Below are 19,069 nucleotides of genomic sequence, written 5' to 3' on the forward strand. Positions count from 1 at the left end.
CGATGGCCGTCCGGCCCCCGGCCGGCGAACGCGCGCTACAGGGCCATATGGTTCGAGTCCCTGCCACCGATATGGCAATTCCCGGATACGAGTCCAGTAACGTCGCCGAATACACCCTCGAGCAGGTGGGGGCCCGCGTCGACCTCGTGGCCGGCGTCGTCCCCGACGCGTTCGGCCTCCGAAAGAGCGGGACCGAACCGCCGGTCGACGGGCTGGCCGACCCCGTCGACCTCGTGGCGCTCGAGGACCTGAAGGCGATCGAGGCCGTCCGAATCGCGCTCGTCTACGACCCCGCCGAGCTGCCGGCCGGCGCGAGTCCGACCGACGTGGCGGACGCCGTCGAAACGGACGACGGATGGGAACCGCTCGAGTCGACGGTCGATCTCGAGGAGACGACGGTGACGGCGGTGTTGAACGACCGGCCGCCGGGATCGACGGTCGTGGCTGGCTACGACGATACGGACGAGGAACGAACCGAGTAACTGCGGGCTACGTTTCGATCTCGATGTAGACCTTCTCGATCTGGTCGTCGTGGTCCATCAGCGCGAGTTCGATCTCGGTGATCCGGTCGGTGATCGCCGCGGCCTCGAGGTCGGGGTCGAATGCGACGTCGGCGGTGACGAGCAGCTGTTCGGCACCGAAGTAGACGGTCCGGAGGTCGACGAGTTCGGTGACGCCGTCCCAGTCGGCGACGATCGCCCGGAGTTCGTCCTCGTCGTCTTTGGGCAGGCTCTCACCGAGGATGAGTCGCTTGTTCTGCCAGGCGAGCGCGAGGGCAAAGCCCATCAGCATGAGTCCGATCAGGAGGGCTGAGCCGGCGTCGTACATCGGGTTCCCGGTGGTCCGGGTGAGGTACACGCCGAAGAGGGCGATCCCAGCGCCGGCCAGCGCGATGGTGTCCTCGGTGAGCGCGGTCAGCGTCGTCACGTCGCTGGTCTTCTCGAAGGCCTCGCGGAGGGTCGTCCAGCCGTACTCGTCCATCTGTCGGCTGATCCCCTGATAGGCCTTCCAGAGCGCGTAGGACTCGAAGCCGATCGCCCCGAGCAAGACGGCGTAGTTGACGTAGACCGGATCGAAGGTCTGGCCCAGCAGGGTGACGTCGTCGGCGGCGCGGTGAACGCCGCCCTCCCGTAACGCGCTGAGCCCGTGACGGGCGCTCTCCCAGCCGGCGATGCCGAAGAGCATGACGCTGACGAGCAGGCTGTAGAAGAACTGGGCCTTCCCGTGGCCGAACGGGTGTTCGCGGGTCGCCTCCTGCGCGCCGTACTTGATCCCGACGAGGAGGAAGACCTGATTGCCCGTGTCCGAGATCGAGTGATACGTCTCCGACAGCATCGCCGGACTCCCGGTCAACAGATACCCGCCGAACTTGAGAACCGCGATCGCGCCGTTCGCGAACAGGGCGGCGAGGACGACGGAGGTGCTACTGGCCATCGACGGAGACTACGAAGGGCCGTTCCTAAAATGTAAGGCGTTCTAGAGCTGCGTTCGGCGGGCTCGAGGTCGCGAGTCGAGTCGTGACCGGCCCGCACGTCGGCCGCGTCCGAAAGCCACCTGTCGCCGCCGGTCGAAGGCCGCCCATGATCGCGATCTTTTCGGACACGCACAGCAGCGCGGGCCACGAACTCGAGGGGGCGGCCCTGACCGCCGCGCGCGAGGCGGACGTCGTGGTCCACGCGGGCGATTTCACCAGCAACGCGGCGCTCGAGGCGTTTCGCGAGGAGTGTAACCGCCTGTTCGCGGTCCACGGCAACGCCGACGGCGCGGGGGTCCGGGACCGACTGCCGACGGCGCGGGTCGTCGAGGCGGGCGGCGTGCGGATCGCGGTGACCCACCGACGGGACGGCGGCGAGACGGGGCTCGCGATGTTCGGCCGGTCGCGAGGGGCCGACCTCGTCGTCTTCGGACACAGCCACCGGCCGACGGTCGTCGAAACCGACGACGTCGTCCTGCTGAACCCGGGGAGCCACGCCGATCCGCGGGGGAACCGGCCCGGGTTCGCCGTCCTCGAGGAGCGCGCCGACGGCGGACTCGAGGGCGAGATCCGCGAGCCCGACGGGACGGTCCTCGAGTCGGTTCGACTCACGGGTGACTGAGCGCCGTCACGGTCGCGTGAGAACTCGCGGGCAATGAAGGGCGCGGACGCAACGAACCGGCCAGTGGGAGGCGTGCGAGCGTCAGGGGGATTCGGGGGCGGAACCGGGAACGGCCGTCAGAGGGACCGGCCGCGTAGCGGGAAGCGACCGTCCGCGGTGCCGGGCTGTCGAACGGAGCGGGCCGCGGGCGGTCGGGGATGATCGGAACGGATGTCGGGGGAAGCTGGCCTCGATCTCGAGCCGGCCCGAACGGGCGTGGAGGGCGGCGGGCCGGCGACCGAGGCGCATTCGGGGCTACGCGCCGGCCCACGTTATAGTCGGCGCAAGCTGAAACTCGGATTTTAGTTAGGGACGTGGCCGCACGAACGCGACCGGCCGAGGTCGAAACGATTAACCACGCTGACAGTGTACCGCCCGCGTATGCTGGACACCCTGACCGGTCTCGTCTCCGACGATCCCGTCGTCATCGCGGTCGTCGTCATCCTCCTGTCGCTGGTCTTCTTCTCGTATCTCCTCCTGCGACGGACCGTCCTGGAGTTCCGGGACGGGATGCGCGGCGAGCGCTAACCCGCGACGGCGCGGCCGCGATCAGGCGAACTCGCCGCCGATCCGCTCGAGCGCCCGCTCTGTGTCCCCGCGGGAGAGGTCGCGGTGCGTACAGAACCGGACCGTCGTCGGACCGAACGGCGTCGCCAGCACGTCTCGCTCGCCGAGGCGTTCGACGACGGTCGACGCGTCCGTGCCCGTCCCCGAGACGTCCGCGAGGACGATGTTCGTCTCCGGGTCCCGAACGTCGAACCCCTCACGGCCGGCCAGCCCCTCGGCCAACAGCCGCGCGTTCTCGTGATCCCGCTCGAGGTCGGCGACGTTCTCGAGCGCCTCGAGGGCCGGCCCGGCGACGATCCCGGCCTGTCGCATCCCGCCGCCGAACAGTTTCCGCGTCCGGCGGGCCCGTTCGACGAACTCGTCGCAGCCGGCGAGCATCGAGCCGACGGGCGCGCCCAGTCCCTTCGAGAGCGAGACCATGACGGAGTCGACCGGCGCCGCGAGTTCGGCGACGGGGACGTCGAGCGCCGTCGCGGCGTTGAACAGCCGCGCGCCGTCGAGATGGACTGACACGCCGCGCTCGCGGGCGGCCGTGGCCGCCGCGGCGATCGCCCCGGGTTCGATCGCGAGCCCGCCGCGGGCGTTGTGCGTGTTCTCGAGACAGCACAGGCCGGTGCCGGGGCGGTGCAGGTCCTCGTCGACGATCGCCGCGTCGACCCGCGAGGGCGAGGGAACCCCGCGGTCGGCGTCGAGCGTCCGGAGCTGGAGCCCGGAGTGCTGTGCCAGTCCGCCGAGTTCGTATTTGACGACGTGGCTCTTCCGGTCGGCGATCACCTCCTGCCCGGGCTCGGTGTGGACGTGGGCAGCGGCCTGGTTCGCCATCGTCCCGGTCGGGAAGTACAGCGCCGCCTCGGTGCCGAGCCGGTCGGCGACGCGGGCCTCGAGTTCGTTCACCGTCGGATCTTCGCCGTAGACGTCGTCGCCGACCGCGGCGGTGGCGGCGGCCTCGCGCATCGCCTCGTCGGGGGTCGTAACGGTATCACTTCGGAAGTCGAGCATGGCTATCGATACCGGGAGGAGGGTAAAATACGTCCTCTTCGCGGTTGATCACCCCGAACGACGGACGGGCGGGGTACGGGTTCCCCATTACGAACCGTTTTTTTCCCCCGCTGGTAATGACGAGACATGGACCCGCGCATTCGCGAACACGCCGAGATCATCGCCAACCATTCGGTCGATCTGGAGGAAGGCGACAACGTCGTCGTCGACGCCCATCCCGTCGCCGAGGACCTGGTCGTCGCGCTGCACGAAGTGATCGGTGAGATGGGTGCGAACCCGGTCACGACGAGCCAGCGAACCGGAAAACGACAGCAGCGTGCGTATCTACGATCGTCCGATGGCGACTTCGAGACGCCCGACCACGAACTCGCGCTCCTCGAGAACACCGACGTCTACATCGCCATCCGCGCGACGGACAACGTCACCCAGACCAGTGACGTCGCCCCCGAGACGCAGGCGGCCCACCAGCAGGCACACCGCCCCATCCTCGAGGAGCGACTCTCCAAGCGCTGGTGTCTCACGCAGTTCCCCGCGCCCGCCAACGCCCAGCTGGCCGAGATGAGTACCGAGGGCTACGAGAACTTCGTCTGGGACGCCGTCAACAAGGACTGGGACGCCCAGCGCGACCACCAGGCGAACATGGTCGAGATCATGGATCCCGCCGAGGAGGTCCGGATCGTCAGCGGCGATACCACGGACGTGACGATGTCGATCGACGGCAACCCGACGCTGAACGACCACGGCGAACACAACCTGCCCGGCGGCGAGGTCTTCACCGCGCCACAGCCCGACAGCGTCGAGGGCGAGGTGCTGTTCGACATGCCGCTCTATCACCAGGGCCGGGAGATCACGGACGTCTACCTCGAGTTCGAGGGCGGCGAAGTCGTCTCCCACTCGGCAGAGAAAAACGAGGAGATCCTCACCGAGGTCCTGAACACCGACGACGGCGCGCGCCGGCTGGGCGAACTGGGTATCGGGATGAACCGCGATATCGACCAGTTCACCTACAACATGCTGTTCGACGAGAAGATGGGCGATACGGTCCACATGGCCGTCGGCCGGGCCTACGACGACACCGTCGGCGAGGGCAACGAGGCCAACGATTCGGCGGTCCACGTCGACATGATCGTCGACATGAGCGAGGATTCGTTCATCGAAGTGGACGGTGAAGTCGTCCAGCGAAACGGCACCTTCCGGTTCGAAGACCAATTCGAGGAGTAGCGAGCGGCTTTTTTCATCGAAGTTTTTGCGCGAGTGGTCGCGGAGCGACCCGAGCGAAAACGGTTCGTTCGAAGCGCCGGGACCGGTCGCTCGAGTCCCCGGCTTCCGGACGGCCACGCGGGAATCCCCGTGCGGACCCGGCGTCCGGCCGTGTCTCGAGCGGGAACGACCGACCGGGTTTATAGTCCTGAAAGACAGACCACAAGTATGGCAGTACTCGTCGCCTACGACGGTTCCGAGCCGGCACAGGACGCTGTCGAACACGCGTTTACGACCTATCCGGACGAGGAGATCGTCCTCCTGCGCGTCGTCGAAGCGGCGGAGGGGTCGACGGGGGCCGGGATCAAGCTCGCACAGGAGATGTTTCGGGAGCGCGAGGAGAAGGTCTCCAAGGAACTGCCGAGGGAGATCACGGAACTGATCGGCGACCCCGACAGGGAGTTCCGGTCCGAGACCGCCGTCGGCGACCCCGCCCGCGAAATCGTCTCGTTCGCGGACGAGAACGACGAGATCGATCACGTCGTCATCGGCAGCCACGGCCGGGACGGAATCTCGCGCATCCTGCTCGGGAGCGTCGCGGAAAAGATCGTCCGCCGATCGCCGGTCCCCGTGACCGTCATCCGCTGACGCGACCGAACCGGGGCTCGAGCCCGCCGGCTCAGTCGACCAGTTCGGCGACCATCCCGGCGACGACCTCGAGTTCGTCCTCGTTGACGCCGTGGCCCATCCTCTCGTAGAGGCGTGTGGTCACGTCGGCGTTCATCGACTTGAGGACGGCGGCCGTATCGTGAACCCGCTCCTCGGGAATGTGGGGGTCGGCGTCGCTACAGCCGAGGAAAACCGGGGTTCCCTCGAGGTCGCCGGGGTACTCGTCGTCCAGTTCCTCGCCGATGAGGCCGCCGCTCAGGGCGGCCAGTCCGCCGTGGCGACGCGGGTTGCGCGCGACGTACTCGCTGGCGAGACAGCCACCCTGCGAGAAGCCGACCAGCACGATCCGCTCGGTGGGGACGCCGGCGTCGGTGGCCTCGCCGATGGCGTCGCGGATCGCCTGCAGGCCCGAGCTGCGGCCGGGCTCGTTGCGCTCGACCGGCACCAGAAACGAGTTCGGATACCAGGTCTTGCCGGCCGCCTGCGGCGCGAGGAAGGCGACGCCCTCGCGGCGGACCTCGTCGGCCAACTGGAGCATGCCCTGCGCGGTCGCCCCGCGGCCGTGGGTCAAGACGACGGCGGCCTCGGCGTCGGCGAGGTCGGTGCCGCCGGTCACGAGCGGCTGGCCCTGATGGAGGCCGTCGACGCCGTCGGCGCTCATTACAGGCCACCGACGCCCGAACTGGCCTCGGGCAGGTCGTGTTCGATCAACTCGAGGCCCAGCGCCTCGATCGCACCGCGGAGGTGTTCGTCCTTGGCGTAGTCGGCACCGTCGTCCTCGCGGAGTTGCTGTGCCTTCGCCAGCACGTCGCCGCGGCGGTCGTCGGGGATCTCGTACTTGTCCGTCGAGAGTTCGATCACCAGGCCGTTGTTGTCGGTGGTGTAGATCGAGTGGAAGATGCCCCGATCGAAGACGTTGTACTGGTGGCCGGCGTCTTCGAGGGCCTGCATCGTCTCCTCGTACTCGTCTGGATCGACGCTGAAACAGAGGTGGTGGACGGCACCGACGCCGCCGCGCTGACCGTCGGCGGAGGGGCGGTCGTCGCTGACGAAGAAGGTCAGGATCCGCCCGTCGCCCGTATCGAAGAACAGGTGCGTCTGGGAGGGGTCGTCGAGGTTCGGCTGGCGAAGCACCAGCGGCATCCCGAGGACGTCCTGGTAGAACTCGACGGTCTCCTGCTCGTTGCTCCCCCAGATGGTGACGTGGTCGGTCCCCGTCGTGTGGACGGGACTATCGGGCAGTTCGGACGTGACCGGGCGCTGTGAATCGTTGGCCACGAGAGTCACTCCGCGAGTTCCTCGCCGAAGAGGCGCTCGGCGTCGGCGGGGACGTCGAAGTCGTGGTAGTGTTCACCCTTGACCGCCGAGAGGATGTTCAGTCCCGCGGCGGCGCCGTCGCCGACGGCGATGGCGGCCTGCCACTCCTCGGCCCGAACCATCGCGCCGGTCGCGTAGACGCCCTCGAGGCTGGTCTCCATCTCGACGCCGACGTCGACGGTGCCGTCCTCGTCGAAGTCGACGCCGAGGTCCTCGGCGATATCGCGGTTCGCGCCGGTCGCGAGGACCACGAAGTCGGCCTCGTACTCGCCTGCAGCTGTCTCGACGACGAAGTCGTCGCCGGCCTCGCTCACGGCGGTCACTTCCTCGCCCTGCCGGCGGTCGGCGCCGAAGTCTTCGACCTGCTGGCGGGCCGTCGCCATGAACTCGCTGCCGCCGACCGAGCCGATTCCCAGGTAGTTGAACAGGTGGGCCTTGTGCATCCAGGTCTCGTCGGTGTCGAACACCGTCGTCTCGAGGCCGTTCTTCGCGGTGAAGAGGGCTGCACTCAGTCCGGCGGGGCCGCCGCCGACTACGATCACGGACGCGTCGTCTACGGTCGCTTCGTCGCTCATGTAGTCACATTGTGTTACCAGACATATAAACCCAGCAGCAACCCGCGAGCCACCACGTAACACCGATGTCAGTAGGGACGGACGAAGCCAGAGAGGGGCGGTACCACCTCATACGACCTGCAGTCGCAGGCTCAATCCCTTCGCATCGATCGGGCGTGCCAACGTCTCGACAGGAGACGACGGGGTAACGGCCGGCCGACCCGGGTCCGCACGAAACTCGGCGGCCGATCGTCCCCGACCAGTGTGGCCCAGTGACGGGTCGCTCGAGGGCCATTCGAACGCGGCCGACGAGCCCCTCCGGCTCCCCGCGTTCGACGCCGCCATCCGCGACGGCCTCGAGGGGGCGGGCGTCCGCCGGTACCTGCGCGGGCTCGGGTTCACCCCCGCCGACTACGACCCGCTGGCCGATCGCATGCCCGACGGGCGGCTCATCGATCGGGAGGCAAAGCACCTGCGACTTCGGGCCGCCGGCCGGCTCGAGGCCGACCTCGAGCGGCGGCGGGCTCGGCCTGGATCGGGTCAACAGCACGCATCACGAGCGACGGCGGTCGCTGGCGAGCTATCGTCGTGTATCGAAAGGGTGTACACAGTCGGCAGTGGGGAGTGATCGTCGTGTGGCGATGATCCGTGTCCCCCGTATCCCCTGAGATGCTATTCGGCCGACGCTGCCGACACGATATATAATATTGGTGGCCGACATTAGTGTATCGGAACCAATCAGAAATGGCACACGACCGACAGAGTAGGACCCGGAGACTCGTTTTCGCTCGAGCGCACGCCTGACGGGGAAACGGCGGGCGCGATGGGATTTGAACAACGCGAACGGCTCGCTACGCTCGCCGTTCTCTCGTTCAAATCCCACGTGCCGGTTCGCTCGTCACTACGTTCCTCGCTGCACGGGCGCGATGGGATTTGAACCCACGACCGTCGGATTAGAAGTCCGACGCTCTTTCCGGACTGAGCTACGCGCCCTCGAGTGCGATTCCACGACGAAACGGTATAAGCGGTGGGGATTTCCGTCACGCGAGGTCGCCTGCGGGGAGCGCTCGCCGGACTCGAGCGACGAACACAGCGTTTATGCCCGTCTCGCCGGTACGTGGGGTCGATGCACGTCATCGGAACGGTGGGACTCCCCGGAAGCGGCAAGGGCGAGGCGGCCACCGTCGCACGCGAGGACGGGATTCCCGTAGTGACGATGGGCGATGTCGTCCGCCAGGAGACGGCCGACCGCGGGCTCGACCCCGCGAAAGACCACGGAACCGTCGCGCAGGCGCTGCGCGAGGAGAACGGCCCGGCCGCCATCGCCGAGCGGTCGCTGCCGATGATCGAGGACCGCCTCGAGACTCACGAGACGGTGCTGGTCGACGGCATCCGCTCGGGGACCGAGGTCGACGTCTTCGAGGCGGCGTTCGGCGACGCGTTCACGCTGGTCAGCATCGAGGCACCCTTCGAGGTCCGGGCCGAGCGGATCGACGAGCGCGGCCGGGACGCAGACGAGGCCGACGGCGGCGAGAGCCTCGCGGCCCGCGACGAACGCGAGCGCGGCTTCGGGATGGACGACGCGATGGATCGGGCCGACGTCGTCGTCGAGAACACCGACTCGCTGGCGGCCTTTCACGAACGGATCCGGTCGGTGATCCGAACCGACGACGGGAAACCTGCCGAGGCCGAAGCCGACCCATGAGCCAACTCTACCGCGTCGACGTCGAGATCACGGCACCGATATACGACACCGAAGTCACGGACCGGGTTGTCGACGCCGTGGCCAACATCTTCCCCAGCGCCAACTTAGAGGAGGAGTTCGGCGAAGTGCGCGGCGAGGCCCACTCGCTCGATCACTTCTCGGACCTGCTCCACCAGCAGGAGATCCTCGACACCGCCCGCGGCGAGTTCTTCGCCAACCGTGAGGGCGACACCTTCAGCTTCGCGCTGAAAAAGCAGGCGGCCTTCGAGGACTACGTCAACTTCTCCGTGGGCAAACCGGACGAACTCGGCGAGATCAGCGTCCGCGTCCGGGTCGAGGAACCGAGCCTCGAGGAGTACGTCGATCACGTCGCGCCGCCGACCGAGGACGGCCGTCCGGTCGACGCCTATAGTAGCTCCTGAAAGTCAATGCACACCCGATCGCAGGACAGCGTTGTGATCGGTGTGTAACTCGTTTCAAGAGCTACTATAGTTCGTACAGTTGCCGACATCGTCGAGCGCCGCCTCGCCCTCCGCTCGCTCGTCCCTCGCGGTTCGGTATCGGCCCGCTCCCGCGGCCGCTGCCGCGTCGGCGAGGTGTCCCGACGCCGCCGTGAGATGCTCGTTTCGACAAACCGCCGTCTCGAAGTACTCGACGAGTCCGTCCGGCGCGTTCTCGGTCCCGTCCGCGAGCCGCTCGAGCGCGTCACCGAACGTCGTTTCCGCGGTTTCGAAGGACTCGCGTGCTGCGCCGAACTCCTCGTTCTCGAAGTGGGTCCGGCCGTCCTCGAGCGCACCGTATCCCGTCTCGAGATCGAGCATCGAATCGTAGGACCCGACCAGCGTCTCGAGCGACGCCACCACGTCTCCGAGGGTCGTCACGCCGTCCTCGAGATCGGCGATCTCGGTGCCGGCGAGCGCGGCGAGCCGCTTGCCGTCGATCGACTGCACGGTCTCTCGAACCTGCGCGTGTCGATCGGCGGCCGAAACGACCGTCCGGTGGCGATCGTCGACCGTCTCGTTCGCGCCCTCGATGTCCCCGTCGTCTTCGATCGCCGCGGTGACCGCGTCGATGTCGTCCTCGATCGTGTCGTCCGTGACGGTCACCGTCACGGAGACGAGTCCCTCTACGACGTCCGCGTACGAGCGAAGCGTCTCGAGGTCGGCTGACCGATCGTCGCCCAGTTCGGACGCGGCGGTCTCGAGGTACTCCCGCGCGTTCGAGAGGTACTCCCGCGCTTCCGCCGCGTCGAACTCGACGGTTTCGGGGTCCTCGAGCCCCTCGACTTCGTCCAGTTGCTGTGCCGCCCTGTTCAGGTTCCCGGCGGCCCGATCGAGCGCGCGCTGCCCGGTCCGGTCTTCGGCCTCGATATCGGACTCGTCCGACGATCCCTCGATGGCGTCGAGACAGCCGGCCAGCGCCGTCACGGTTCCGAGGGTCGCACCGGCCGCGCCGGTCCGAGCGAGATACTGCCGACGATTCATTCCTACTCGAGGGTTCGTCTAGAAGAGCATTAACGTAGTGGCAGTGAGAGTGTCACTGGACCCGTAACGTTCGGATTCGAACCGTATTGCGGCGGCGAATCGAGCGGCGAGCGAGCCGGCGGTCGACGGCGTTATCCGAACGGCCCCATGCCGCCCATCCCGCCGCCACCGCCACCGCCGCCCTGTTGCATCTGTTGCATCATGCGCTGCATCTCCTTCTCCGAGCCCATGCCCTGGAACTGCTTGATGGTGCGTTCCATCATCTTGTACTGCTGGAGCAGTTCCCGGACCTCCTCCTCGCTGGTGCCCGAGCCGCGGGCGATGCGCTGGATCTGGCTCGCGCCGATGGCCTTCGGATACTCCTTTTCGGCGTCGGTCATCGAGTCCATGATCACGCTGAAGGTGCGCATCCGCTCCTGAGTGACGTCCATCGCGTCGTCGGGGAGCTGGTCCTTGATCCCGCCGCCGAGTCCGGGGATCATGTCCATGACCTGATCGAGGGGGCCCATGTTGTTCATCGCCTCCATCTGCTTTTGCATGTCGTTTAAGGTGAACTGGCCCTGGAGCATGTCCTCGGGGTCCCAGTCGTCTTCCTCCATCTCGGTCTGCTCCATCGCGCGCTCGACGCGCTCGGCCAGCTGGGAGAGGTCGCCCATCCCGAGCAGCCGCGAGATGAAGCCGTCGGGCTCGAAGCGTTCGATGTCCTGGACCTCCTCGCCGGTCCCGAGGAAGGCGATCGAGGAGTCGGTCTGGTCGACGGCGGTCAACGCGCCGCCACCCTTCGCGGTCCCGTCCAGTTTCGTGATGACGACGCCGTCGATACCGATCGACTCGTCGAACTGCTGGGCCTGCTCTTTCGCGCCCTGTCCGATCGCGGCGTCTAACACGAGCAGGGAGGTGTCGGGCTCGACGACGCCCTCGATCTGCTCGATCTCGTCGATCAGATCGTCTTCCAGGGCGTGACGACCGGCCGTGTCCACGATGTGAACGTCGACCTCGCTCGTCTCCTCGAGGCCCTCGCGGGCGATCTCGACGGGGTCCTCGCTGTCGGGATCGCCGTAGAACTCGACCTCCGCGCGCTCGGCCATCTCCTCGGCCTGGTCGTACGCGCCGGGCCGGAAAGTGTCGGTCTGGATCACGGCGGGTCGCAGGCCCTTCGTCGAGAACCACCAGGCCATCTTCGCCGCGGACGTCGTTTTACCGGAGCCCTGCAGCCCCGCCAGGAGGATCGTCTGTTCCTCGAGGGGCAGCTCGGTCGAGTCGCCGATGAGATCGACCAGTTCCTCGTAGACGATCCGGAGGACGAAGTCCCGCGCGGGGGTGCCGGCGGGCGGTTCCTCCTCCAAGGCGCGTTCCTTGATGTTGTCCGACAGCTCCATCACGAGCGAGACGTCGACGTCGGCGGAGAGCAGCGAGCGCTGGATCTCCTTGACGATCTCCTCGATGTCTTCCTCGCTGAGTCGCGACTTCCCGCGGAGCTTGTCGAGGGTGCCCCGCAGAGAACTCCCGAGATCGTCGAGTACCATTTGCTGGGTGTACGAGGCGATAGCGTTAAAGGCTTTTTCTACAGCCGACGCGACCATCTCCGCGACACCGACCGGCGACACTGCGGTGCTCGAGCGGCGTCGATGCGTATTTCAGCCGACCGCACCAACGCTTACCCATGAGTTCCGACGCGGACATCGACCCCTCGGAGTACGAGGCCCTCGAGGACGCGGACGTGACGATGCGAAAGAACGAGCACGGGCTCCACATCGCCGATGACGAGGTGACCGGCGTCTCGAGCCAGGGCCAGACCCCCGAGGAGGCGCTGGCGAACCTCGCAGCGGCGGTCGAGTCCCACCGGGAGGCGTCGTCGGACGAGACGGGCGACGACTGGCTGTAAGACGGTCCCCTGAACGTATTTTCTACTACCGAACCAGAGTAATTATCCATCCGTGAGGCGAACGAAAGCGTGTCGTATGAACGATTCACGACAGACGTCGACGGAACGAACCGCTCCCTCGACCGCTCGCCGACGCGTCCTTCGAGCGGGTGCGGCGCTGACGACCACGGGTCTCGGAATCGCAACGCTCGGCGGCCAGGCGGCCGCGCACTTCCCGTCGGAGCTCGAGATCGAGATCAGGCCGGGCAGCGAGACGGCACCGATCAACCCCGACAGCTGCGGGATGATCCCCGTCGCCGTCCTGCAGACCGACGAATTCGATCCGACGAGCGAGGCCGTTCGGTACCGGTTCGGCGCGCCCGACGTCGTCGACGACGGCGGCGGTGCGCGGCCGGTCCACGATGCGGTCGCTGACGTGACCGGCGACGATCGGGATGACCGTCTCCTGCTCTTCCGGACCGACGAGACGGGGTTCGACGGCGACGAATCGACGGGACGGCTCGAGTGGGAGCGCAGCGACGAGGGGGACCACGGATACGCCGGCACCGCGCCCGTGACCATCGTCGGCCGACGAAACGGGTAACGCGCCCGTCGCCGGCACCGATGCCGGGCGGACCGACGGCGCTCGCGCATCGCAGGCGCTCGTTTTAGGCGTGCGTCCGTGGTCGACGGGGACATGGAAACGTACGATATCGTCGTGCTCGGCGGCGGCTCGGGCAGTCAAGTCGCAACCGCGGCGGCCGAGCGGGGGCTCGAGGCCGCGGTCGTCGAGCCCGGCCCGCTGGGCGGCGCGTGTATCACCCGCGGGTGCGTTCCCTCGAAGGCGCTCATCCACCGCGCCGACGTGATCGAGGCGGTCCGCGGGGCCGAGGCGTTCGGCGTCGACGCGCAGTTGAACGGCGTCGACTACGACGGGATCACGGACGCGATTCACGAGACGGTCTTCGCGAAGGCCGACGGTCAGGAGGCGAGCATGCGGGACGCGGCGAACGTCACGCTCTACCGTGGCGAGGGCCGGTTCGTCGACGACCGGACGGTAGCGGTCGAACCCACCGACGGAGGCGGGATCGAAGAAATCACCGGTGAAACGATCGTCATCGCCGTCGGCGGCCGACCGATGGTCCCCCCGATCGACGGCCTCGAGGACGTCGCGTTCCGCACCAGCGACGACGCGCTGTTTCTCGATGACCGGCCCGACGAACTCGTGATCGTCGGCGGCGGCTACATCGGGGCCGAACTGGGCTACTTCTTCGGCGCGCTGGGGACGGCCGTCTCGATCGTCGGTCGCAGCGAGCGGCTGGTGCCCCGCGAGGACGACGACGTCAGCGCGGCCGTGACCGACTCGCTCGAGGACCACTGCGACGTCTACACCGGCTACGAGGCGGCCGAAGTGGAGCCAGCGGACGAGAGGCGAGACGGGGAGGGAATCGTCGTTACCGCGGAGCCGAGCGACGACGGTACCGCCGAGGCGGCGGTCGAACTCGCCGCCGACGATCTCCTGCTCGCGACCGGTCGCCGACCCAACACCGATACGCTCGCCCTCGAGGAAACCGCCGTCGAGACCGACGACGAGGGGTACGTCGAGACCGACGGCCGACTCGAGACCGGCGTCGACGGCGTCTGGGCGCTGGGCGACGTCATCGGCCGACAGCCGTACAAGCACGCGGCCGATTACGAGGCGCGAGTCGTCACGTGGAACGTCCTCGACGACGCGGACCGGACGGTCGACTACGGGGCGATGCCCCACGCGATCTTCACCGAACCGCGGGTCGCCAGCGTGGGGCGAACGGAGGCCGACCTCGCGGACGCCGGCCGGGAGTACGAGGTCGCGACGGTGTCCTACGACGTCGCGCCGCTGGGGATGATCCTCGAGGCCGGCGACGGGTTCGTCAAGGCCCTCGCGGGGCCGGACGGCGAGATCCTGGGCTGTCACATCGTCGGCCCGCAGGCAGCGACGCTGCTCCACGAGGTCGTCTACGCGGCGTTCGACGAACTGTCCGCTCGGGCGTACTCCACGGCCCCGGACTGGCGGGACGTCGGCGACGGATGAGCGCCGCTCGCGGGGCGAGCCGCAGTGAGGCTTAACAGCAGGGAGCGCCAACCGTCGCTATGACTTCGATCGCGGAGTTCACCCTCGCGCCAGCCGACTTTCCCCTCGGACGGGTCTTCGAGGAACGGCCCGAGGTGGCGCTGGACCTCGACCGCGTCGTTCCCAGCGGCGACACGGTCATGCCCTACTTTTGGGTCCAAGACCCCGACGAGGAATTAGCGGCGATTCGCCGACTCTTCGACGGACTCCCCGAACTGCGGTCGGCGGTTCTCATGGAGGATCTGGGTGATCGGGGACTCTACCGCGCCGAGTGGAAGCCGGAGTACATGGGGATCATGCGGGCGATCGCGGAGACCGGCGTCACGGTCGTCTCGGCGACCGGGACCAGAACGGGCTGGGTGTTCGAACTCCGCGCGGGGTCGGTCGATCGGTTCTCGGCGTTCCAGCAGTACTGTACTGACCACGACATCGAGGTGACGCTCACGCGGCTCAATCGACTCTCGGAGATGACCGCCGGGGCTGAGTACGGCCTCACGCCGGACCAGCGCGAGGCGCTGTTGCTGGCCTACAACCGGGGGTACTACAGCGACGCGCGCGAGACCGATCAGGCGACCCTCGCCGACGAACTCGGAATCTCGAGACAGGCGTTCTCGTCCCGGCTCAGGCGGGGGTATCGGAACCTCATCGAGGGAACGATCGTCGGGGACCCGCGGAGCAGCGACCAGCCGTATAAATAGGCGACATACGTAAGACGGTGACTCACCAGTCCGCCCGGAGTATCCCCACGTGATGGAACGGAGCGACCAGCGACGGGGGGAAACGACCACGGTGTACGAGCTTGCGGACGGCGAATCGGTCAGTTCGGGGGTCGTGACGGCGATCGCTGCCGTCTCTGACGCCGACGCGGTTCCGACCGCCGACACCGCCCGAGGGACGGCAGTACTCGAGCCGCTGTACGCCGCCGTCGACCCGGAAGCGCTCGACGACCTGTTCGGTGACGGTTCCGGGACGGCCGGAACGCCCGACCGAGTGACGTTCACCTACCACGGGTACGAGGTCACGGTCACCGGAGACCGGCGGATCGGTCTCGAGCGACTCGAGCGAGCGGCCGGCGAACGGGCCGAGTAACGGAGACAGCGGCGGCGAGACCGATCGATCACTCGGCAGACGCCGGTCCGCTTTCGGTCTCGCCGTCGTTGGCCAGCCACTCGGAGAGGCTTCCTTCGTAGAACGCGACGTCCTCGTAGCCCAGTGCTTTGAGGACGACGTAGGTGTGGCTGATCCGCCGTGCGGTGTTACAGTAGAGGACGATCTCGCGGTCCGGGGTGATCCCGCGGTCGGCGAGCAGTGCCTCGAGTTCGGCCTCGGGCTTCAGCCGGCGCGTCTCGTCGTCGATGACGCCGCGCCAGTCGAACCGCACGGCACCCGGCAGGCGGGTCTCCTCGAACTCCTCGCGCTCGCGGGTGTCGACGAGGACGGCGTCGCGCTCGAGGGCCGCCTCGACGGCGTCGTAGCCGACCAGCGGGCTCTCGTCGGGCTCGAGCGGGTCGGCCTCGTAGTCGACCGGTTCGGTCTCCGGCGTCTCGCTCGTCGTCTCGTGTTCCTGATTCCAGGCGCTGTAGTCGCCGTCCAACAGCCGGACGTCGTCGTGGCCGTACTCGATGGCGGTGAGGACGAACCGGGCCGCGAAGACGCCGTGGGTGTCGTCGTAGGCGACGATCGTGTCGTCGGGCGAGATCCCGGCGTCGCCGAGCAGGGTCGCGAAGGCATCGGCCCCGGGCAGGGTCCCGCGGTCGACGTCGCTCTCGTCGCGGTAGCTGTCGAACGGGATACTGACCGCGCCCGGAACGTGTCCGATCCCGTCGAACTCCCAGGCGTCCCTGACGTCGACGATGCACACGGCGGGGTCGTCGAGACGCGATGCGAGCCAGTCGGGGGAGACGACGACGGATTCGTCCATCGAACCGGCGTAGGAAACCCAGCCCCGAGTACGCACCGATTTCGTCGCGAGCGGCGGATACCGGGACAGTGGCAACTCTTGCCCCTGTTTTGGGAGGGCGGTGGCCTATAAAGACGGGTATCCGTCGAGAGCGGCGTCTGAGCGCCGAACGCGTCGCGCTTCGGGAGCGCGAGCCGAATCGCGTCGGAAAGACGCGGCAAAATTTTCCCCCACGGTCGACCGGTGTCCGAATTGACCGGTTAAGAAGTCCCTTTGTGTGTCGCCGTCGTACGAACGCGTATGGCAGACGACTACGCCAAAGACGTACTCGTTTCGGCTGACTGGGTCGAGGACCGACTCGACCAGTTCCAGGACGACGACTCCGACCTCCGACTCGTCGAGGTCGACGTCGACACGGAAGCCTACGAGGAAGAACACGCGCCCGGCGCGATCGGGTTCAACTGGGAGACCCAGCTCCAGGACCAGACCCAGCGGGACATCCTCGAGAAGGAGGACTTCGAGGACCTGCTCGGTAGTCACGGCATCGGCGAGGACGACACCGTCGTCCTCTACGGCGACAACTCCAACTGGTTCGCCGCCTACGCCTACTGGCAGTTCAAGTACTACGGCCACGACGACGCGAAACTCCTCGACGGCGGCCGCGAGTACTGGCTCGAGAACGACTACCCGACCACCGACGAGGAGCCCGACTTCTCCGAGACCGAGTACGACGCCGCCGGCCCGCGCGAGAGCATCCGCGCCTACCGCGACGACGTCGAGAAGGCCATCGAGCGCGGCGTTCCGCTCGTCGACGTTCGCTCGCCCGAGGAGTACTCCGGCGAGGTCCTCGCACCCCCGGGACTCCAGGAGACCGCCCAGCGCGGCGGCCACATCCCCGGCGCGAAGAACATCTCGTGGGCCGCCGTGACCAACGACGACGGCACTTTCAAAGCCCCCGACGAACTCGAGGACCTCTACGCCGAGGAGGACATCGACGGCGACGAGACGACCGTCGCCTACTGCCGCATCGGCGAGCGCTCCTCGGTCGCCTGGTTCGCCCTGCACGAACTGCTGGGCTACGAGGACACCGTCAACTACGACGGTTCCTGGACCGAGTGGGGCAACCTCGTCAACGCGCCGATCGAGACGGGCGAGTAAGCGACCCGCTCGAGGCGTCGATCGCGAGCGGGCGTACCCGCAACTATCCGAGACGGTCGGTCACCGCTCTCGTTTTACCGACCACCGTCCCCGGTCAGCGACTCGCTTGCGCGGCCCGGCCGTTGGCCAGTGACGACAAACCTAACTCCCGGCCTCCCGAACTCCGCGCTATGACCGATCCGGACGAATTCGTCGAAACCGTCAGCGACGACAACCAGACCGCGCTCTCGCGACTCGGCTCCTCGAAGTCGCTGTACGCCGACACCGGCGGCGAGATCGACACCGAACCCGTCCTCGAGGCGACGGCGGACGCCGAGTACGCGGCCTGGCAAACCTTCCTCGAGTGGGCCGACGACGAGGCCGACGACGAGGCGCGAGCGGCCTTCGAGCAGACGGCCGAGGAAGAGCAGGACCACTACGAGACCGTCGACGGGAAACTCGACGGCGAGTACGAACCGACCGAGACCCCACAGCTCCACGCGTACCTGCGCGACCGCGAGGACACCGTCGAACGCGTCGGCGCGCTCGTCGGCCGCATCCTCGCGAGCCAGCGCTCGAAGGACCAGGTCGTCGGCTACTTCGTCGGCGACGCCGACCCCCAGACCGCCAGCCTGTTCCGCGGCTTCGGCGAGGATCTGGACGACCAACTCGAGCGCGCGACGGACCTCCTCGGCGAGGTCTGCGAGGCCGACGACGACTGGGAGCGCGCCGAGGAGGCCGCAAGCGGCGCGATCCAGGCCGCCTACGACGAGTACGTCGAGACGCTCGAGGGGATGGGCGCGAACCCGAAGCCGGTCTGTTAGCGAGTTCTTACAGATCGTCCAACCGCCGTGCGGTGGCGCACGCTGTCGGCCGGCCGAACGACGAGTGAGGGCGGCCGATAATGCCGTGCGAGGGATGAGCGAGGGAACGGAGTGACCGAGCGAATCGGTTGGGGAGGGCGTGGCCACTCCCTGTTGACACGGTAGCAGGATACGTCCCGGTATACGGATCCGTAAAAGGCAGTCCGGTCACGATACCAAGTCGGCCAGCGGCCGTTCGGTCGATCGCCGAAGAAAACCGATCCCCGAACCGCTACACGCCCTCGACCGTCTCGCGGAACGCGCTGATCGACTCGAGCGCGTCCGCGAGCTTCGACGCGACGTCGCCGCCTTCCTCGTCGGCGATGTCGTTTAAAATGTGTTCGTGGCGAGCGAGCTGGCCGTGGTCCGGCCCGCGGTCGGCCCCCGCGTACGCTTCGAACGTCGACGCCTGATTCTCGAGTCGGTCCCGTGCCTCGTCGTCCGACGCGGCCGCTGCCGCCGCCTCGATCGAGTCGGCCGCGTTCTCGAGTTCGTCTCGAGCCATGCGAACGGGTTCGCCCGGCGGGACTAAAATCGTTTCAGTACGTTCCGGAAACCGGGAATA

Annotated in this window: 24 protein-coding genes and 1 tRNA gene; 15 read left to right on the forward strand and 10 right to left on the reverse strand. The window is 67.5% G+C overall.

What is annotated here, in order from left to right:
• Nucleotides 1–71 precede the first annotated feature (71 nt).
• Nucleotides 72–482 (forward strand): hypothetical protein, encoded by a 411-nt coding sequence (locus A6E15_RS15555; protein WP_076147528.1) that lies wholly within the window; start codon nt 72–74, stop codon nt 480–482.
• Between the two features lie 7 nt (nt 483–489).
• On the opposite strand, the gene A6E15_RS15560 is transcribed toward A6E15_RS15555, so the two are convergent.
• Nucleotides 490–1,434, reverse strand: coding sequence for a cation diffusion facilitator family transporter (locus A6E15_RS15560; RefSeq protein WP_076147529.1), 945 nt, complete (start codon nt 1,432–1,434; stop codon nt 490–492).
• Between the two features lie 146 nt (nt 1,435–1,580).
• Here A6E15_RS15560 and A6E15_RS15565 point away from each other — a divergent pair, with 146 nt between their 5' ends.
• Together A6E15_RS15565 and A6E15_RS21085 are read left to right on the forward strand one after the other, a co-directional pair.
• Nucleotides 1,581–2,096 carry a metallophosphoesterase gene (locus tag A6E15_RS15565; RefSeq protein ID WP_076147531.1) on the forward strand — a complete coding sequence of 172 codons (516 nt, stop codon included), beginning with the start codon at nt 1,581–1,583 and terminating at the stop codon, nt 2,094–2,096.
• A 420-nt stretch (nt 2,097–2,516) separates the two neighbouring features.
• Nucleotides 2,517–2,663 (forward strand): DUF7859 family protein, encoded by a 147-nt coding sequence (locus tag A6E15_RS21085; protein WP_175607277.1) that lies wholly within the window; start codon nt 2,517–2,519, stop codon nt 2,661–2,663.
• 21 nt (nt 2,664–2,684) lie between these two features.
• On the opposite strand, the gene A6E15_RS15570 is transcribed toward A6E15_RS21085, so the two are convergent.
• Entirely contained in the window at nt 2,685–3,701 is a 1,017-nt protein-coding gene (locus tag A6E15_RS15570) for a threonine aldolase family protein (RefSeq protein ID WP_076147532.1), read from the reverse strand.
• 126 nt (nt 3,702–3,827) lie between these two features.
• Here A6E15_RS15570 and A6E15_RS15575 point away from each other — a divergent pair, with 126 nt between their 5' ends.
• Together A6E15_RS15575 and A6E15_RS15580 are read left to right on the forward strand one after the other, a co-directional pair.
• Nucleotides 3,828–4,922 (forward strand): aminopeptidase, encoded by a 1,095-nt coding sequence (locus tag A6E15_RS15575; protein WP_076147534.1) that lies wholly within the window; start codon nt 3,828–3,830, stop codon nt 4,920–4,922.
• A 207-nt stretch (nt 4,923–5,129) separates the two neighbouring features.
• Nucleotides 5,130–5,549 (forward strand): universal stress protein, encoded by a 420-nt coding sequence (locus A6E15_RS15580; protein ID WP_076147535.1) that lies wholly within the window; start codon nt 5,130–5,132, stop codon nt 5,547–5,549.
• Nucleotides 5,550–5,580: 31 nt separating this feature from the next.
• On the opposite strand, the gene A6E15_RS15585 is transcribed toward A6E15_RS15580, so the two are convergent.
• The 3 genes from A6E15_RS15585 to A6E15_RS15595 are packed head-to-tail and all read right to left on the reverse strand — an operon-like array spanning nt 5,581 to nt 7,462.
• Nucleotides 5,581–6,231, reverse strand: a complete 651-nt coding sequence (locus A6E15_RS15585) for an alpha/beta hydrolase (RefSeq protein ID WP_076147537.1) — start codon at nt 6,229–6,231, stop codon at nt 5,581–5,583.
• A complete protein-coding gene (locus tag A6E15_RS15590; protein ID WP_076148396.1) occupies nt 6,231–6,848 on the reverse strand; it encodes a VOC family protein in 618 nt (205 codons plus the stop codon). Before A6E15_RS15590 ends, A6E15_RS15585 begins: the two co-directional genes overlap by 1 nt.
• Before the next feature lie 5 nt (nt 6,849–6,853).
• On the reverse strand, nt 6,854–7,462 hold the full coding sequence (locus tag A6E15_RS15595; protein ID WP_076147539.1) for an FAD-dependent oxidoreductase: 609 nt from the start codon (nt 7,460–7,462) through the stop codon (nt 6,854–6,856).
• Nucleotides 7,463–7,703: 241 nt separating this feature from the next.
• Here A6E15_RS15595 and A6E15_RS21910 point away from each other — a divergent pair, with 241 nt between their 5' ends.
• Complete coding sequence (locus A6E15_RS21910; RefSeq protein ID WP_394329272.1) at nt 7,704–8,069, forward strand: hypothetical protein; 366 nt, start codon at nt 7,704–7,706, stop codon at nt 8,067–8,069.
• A 290-nt stretch (nt 8,070–8,359) separates the two neighbouring features.
• Here A6E15_RS21910 and A6E15_RS15605 read toward each other — a convergent pair.
• A tRNA-Arg gene (locus A6E15_RS15605) sits at nt 8,360–8,434 on the reverse strand.
• A gap of 133 nt (nt 8,435–8,567) precedes the next feature.
• Between A6E15_RS15605 and A6E15_RS15610 the strand changes: the two genes are divergently transcribed.
• Together A6E15_RS15610 and A6E15_RS15615 are read left to right on the forward strand one after the other, a co-directional pair.
• The gene (locus A6E15_RS15610; protein WP_076147541.1) at nt 8,568–9,146 is read left to right on the forward strand and encodes an AAA family ATPase; all 579 of its coding nucleotides are present in this window, start codon (nt 8,568–8,570) and stop codon (nt 9,144–9,146) included.
• Nucleotides 9,143–9,568, forward strand: coding sequence for an RNA-binding domain-containing protein (locus A6E15_RS15615; protein WP_076147543.1), 426 nt, complete (start codon nt 9,143–9,145; stop codon nt 9,566–9,568). The genes A6E15_RS15610 and A6E15_RS15615 overlap by 4 nt, the downstream gene beginning before the upstream one ends.
• A gap of 54 nt (nt 9,569–9,622) precedes the next feature.
• On the opposite strand, the gene A6E15_RS15620 is transcribed toward A6E15_RS15615, so the two are convergent.
• Together A6E15_RS15620 and A6E15_RS15625 are read right to left on the reverse strand one after the other, a co-directional pair.
• Nucleotides 9,623–10,630 (reverse strand): hypothetical protein, encoded by a 1,008-nt coding sequence (locus A6E15_RS15620; RefSeq protein ID WP_076147545.1) that lies wholly within the window; start codon nt 10,628–10,630, stop codon nt 9,623–9,625.
• A gap of 131 nt (nt 10,631–10,761) precedes the next feature.
• Nucleotides 10,762–12,156: a signal recognition particle protein Srp54 gene (locus tag A6E15_RS15625; RefSeq protein ID WP_076147547.1), complete on the reverse strand. Its 1,395-nt coding sequence runs from the start codon at nt 12,154–12,156 to the stop codon at nt 10,762–10,764.
• 137 nt (nt 12,157–12,293) lie between these two features.
• Between A6E15_RS15625 and A6E15_RS15630 the strand changes: the two genes are divergently transcribed.
• The 5 genes from A6E15_RS15630 to A6E15_RS15650 all read left to right on the forward strand — a co-directional run bounded on the left by A6E15_RS15630 (nt 12,294) and on the right by A6E15_RS15650 (nt 15,693).
• On the forward strand, nt 12,294–12,515 hold the full coding sequence (locus tag A6E15_RS15630) for a type II toxin-antitoxin system HicB family antitoxin (RefSeq protein WP_076147549.1): 222 nt from the start codon (nt 12,294–12,296) through the stop codon (nt 12,513–12,515).
• A 76-nt stretch (nt 12,516–12,591) separates the two neighbouring features.
• Nucleotides 12,592–13,098, forward strand: a complete 507-nt coding sequence (locus A6E15_RS15635) for a hypothetical protein (RefSeq protein ID WP_076147551.1) — start codon at nt 12,592–12,594, stop codon at nt 13,096–13,098.
• Between the two features lie 93 nt (nt 13,099–13,191).
• On the forward strand, nt 13,192–14,565 hold the full coding sequence (locus A6E15_RS15640; protein ID WP_076147552.1) for a dihydrolipoyl dehydrogenase: 1,374 nt from the start codon (nt 13,192–13,194) through the stop codon (nt 14,563–14,565).
• 59 nt (nt 14,566–14,624) lie between these two features.
• Nucleotides 14,625–15,302: a helix-turn-helix domain-containing protein gene (locus tag A6E15_RS15645; RefSeq protein WP_076147554.1), complete on the forward strand. Its 678-nt coding sequence runs from the start codon at nt 14,625–14,627 to the stop codon at nt 15,300–15,302.
• A 52-nt stretch (nt 15,303–15,354) separates the two neighbouring features.
• Nucleotides 15,355–15,693, forward strand: a complete 339-nt coding sequence (locus A6E15_RS15650) for a HalOD1 output domain-containing protein (RefSeq protein WP_076147556.1) — start codon at nt 15,355–15,357, stop codon at nt 15,691–15,693.
• A 28-nt stretch (nt 15,694–15,721) separates the two neighbouring features.
• Here A6E15_RS15650 and A6E15_RS15655 read toward each other — a convergent pair whose 3' ends face one another.
• Nucleotides 15,722–16,525: a sulfurtransferase gene (locus tag A6E15_RS15655; RefSeq protein ID WP_076147557.1), complete on the reverse strand. Its 804-nt coding sequence runs from the start codon at nt 16,523–16,525 to the stop codon at nt 15,722–15,724.
• A gap of 279 nt (nt 16,526–16,804) precedes the next feature.
• On the opposite strand from A6E15_RS15655, the gene A6E15_RS15660 reads away from it, so the two are divergent.
• Both A6E15_RS15660 and A6E15_RS15665 read left to right on the forward strand, forming a co-directional pair.
• Nucleotides 16,805–17,662: a sulfurtransferase gene (locus A6E15_RS15660; protein ID WP_076147559.1), complete on the forward strand. Its 858-nt coding sequence runs from the start codon at nt 16,805–16,807 to the stop codon at nt 17,660–17,662.
• 170 nt (nt 17,663–17,832) lie between these two features.
• A complete protein-coding gene (locus A6E15_RS15665; RefSeq protein WP_076147561.1) occupies nt 17,833–18,465 on the forward strand; it encodes a rubrerythrin family protein in 633 nt (210 codons plus the stop codon).
• Nucleotides 18,466–18,736: 271 nt separating this feature from the next.
• Here A6E15_RS15665 and A6E15_RS15670 read toward each other — a convergent pair whose 3' ends face one another.
• Complete coding sequence (locus A6E15_RS15670) at nt 18,737–19,009, reverse strand: DUF7553 family protein (RefSeq protein ID WP_076147562.1); 273 nt, start codon at nt 19,007–19,009, stop codon at nt 18,737–18,739.
• Nucleotides 19,010–19,069 lie beyond the last annotated feature (60 nt).

The sequence above is a fragment of the Natrinema saccharevitans genome, assembly GCF_001953745.1.
GTDB lineage: Archaea > Halobacteriota > Halobacteria > Halobacteriales > Natrialbaceae > Natrinema > Natrinema saccharevitans.

Excerpts from the sequence above, each read along its gene's own strand:
- A6E15_RS15555 (WP_076147528.1), top strand. The coding sequence starts at position 72 with ATGGCAATTCCCGGATACGAGTCCAGTAACGTCGCCGAATACACCCTC.
- A6E15_RS15560 (WP_076147529.1), bottom strand. The coding sequence starts at position 1,434 with ATGGCCAGTAGCACCTCCGTCGTCCTCGCCGCCCTGTTCGCGAACGGC.
- A6E15_RS15565 (WP_076147531.1), top strand. The coding sequence starts at position 1,581 with ATGATCGCGATCTTTTCGGACACGCACAGCAGCGCGGGCCACGAACTC.
- A6E15_RS21085 (WP_175607277.1), top strand. The coding sequence starts at position 2,517 with ATGCTGGACACCCTGACCGGTCTCGTCTCCGACGATCCCGTCGTCATC.
- A6E15_RS15570 (WP_076147532.1), bottom strand. The coding sequence starts at position 3,701 with ATGCTCGACTTCCGAAGTGATACCGTTACGACCCCCGACGAGGCGATG.
- A6E15_RS15575 (WP_076147534.1), top strand. The coding sequence starts at position 3,828 with ATGGACCCGCGCATTCGCGAACACGCCGAGATCATCGCCAACCATTCG.
- A6E15_RS15580 (WP_076147535.1), top strand. The coding sequence starts at position 5,130 with ATGGCAGTACTCGTCGCCTACGACGGTTCCGAGCCGGCACAGGACGCT.
- A6E15_RS15585 (WP_076147537.1), bottom strand. The coding sequence starts at position 6,231 with ATGAGCGCCGACGGCGTCGACGGCCTCCATCAGGGCCAGCCGCTCGTG.
- A6E15_RS15595 (WP_076147539.1), bottom strand. The coding sequence starts at position 7,462 with ATGAGCGACGAAGCGACCGTAGACGACGCGTCCGTGATCGTAGTCGGC.
- A6E15_RS15610 (WP_076147541.1), top strand. The coding sequence starts at position 8,568 with ATGCACGTCATCGGAACGGTGGGACTCCCCGGAAGCGGCAAGGGCGAG.
- A6E15_RS15615 (WP_076147543.1), top strand. The coding sequence starts at position 9,143 with ATGAGCCAACTCTACCGCGTCGACGTCGAGATCACGGCACCGATATAC.
- A6E15_RS15620 (WP_076147545.1), bottom strand. The coding sequence starts at position 10,630 with ATGAATCGTCGGCAGTATCTCGCTCGGACCGGCGCGGCCGGTGCGACC.
- A6E15_RS15625 (WP_076147547.1), bottom strand. The coding sequence starts at position 12,156 with ATGGTACTCGACGATCTCGGGAGTTCTCTGCGGGGCACCCTCGACAAG.
- A6E15_RS15630 (WP_076147549.1), top strand. The coding sequence starts at position 12,294 with ATGAGTTCCGACGCGGACATCGACCCCTCGGAGTACGAGGCCCTCGAG.
- A6E15_RS15635 (WP_076147551.1), top strand. The coding sequence starts at position 12,592 with ATGAACGATTCACGACAGACGTCGACGGAACGAACCGCTCCCTCGACC.
- A6E15_RS15640 (WP_076147552.1), top strand. The coding sequence starts at position 13,192 with ATGGAAACGTACGATATCGTCGTGCTCGGCGGCGGCTCGGGCAGTCAA.
- A6E15_RS15645 (WP_076147554.1), top strand. The coding sequence starts at position 14,625 with ATGACTTCGATCGCGGAGTTCACCCTCGCGCCAGCCGACTTTCCCCTC.
- A6E15_RS15650 (WP_076147556.1), top strand. The coding sequence starts at position 15,355 with ATGGAACGGAGCGACCAGCGACGGGGGGAAACGACCACGGTGTACGAG.
- A6E15_RS15655 (WP_076147557.1), bottom strand. The coding sequence starts at position 16,525 with ATGGACGAATCCGTCGTCGTCTCCCCCGACTGGCTCGCATCGCGTCTC.
- A6E15_RS15660 (WP_076147559.1), top strand. The coding sequence starts at position 16,805 with ATGGCAGACGACTACGCCAAAGACGTACTCGTTTCGGCTGACTGGGTC.
- A6E15_RS15665 (WP_076147561.1), top strand. The coding sequence starts at position 17,833 with ATGACCGATCCGGACGAATTCGTCGAAACCGTCAGCGACGACAACCAG.
- A6E15_RS15670 (WP_076147562.1), bottom strand. The coding sequence starts at position 19,009 with ATGGCTCGAGACGAACTCGAGAACGCGGCCGACTCGATCGAGGCGGCG.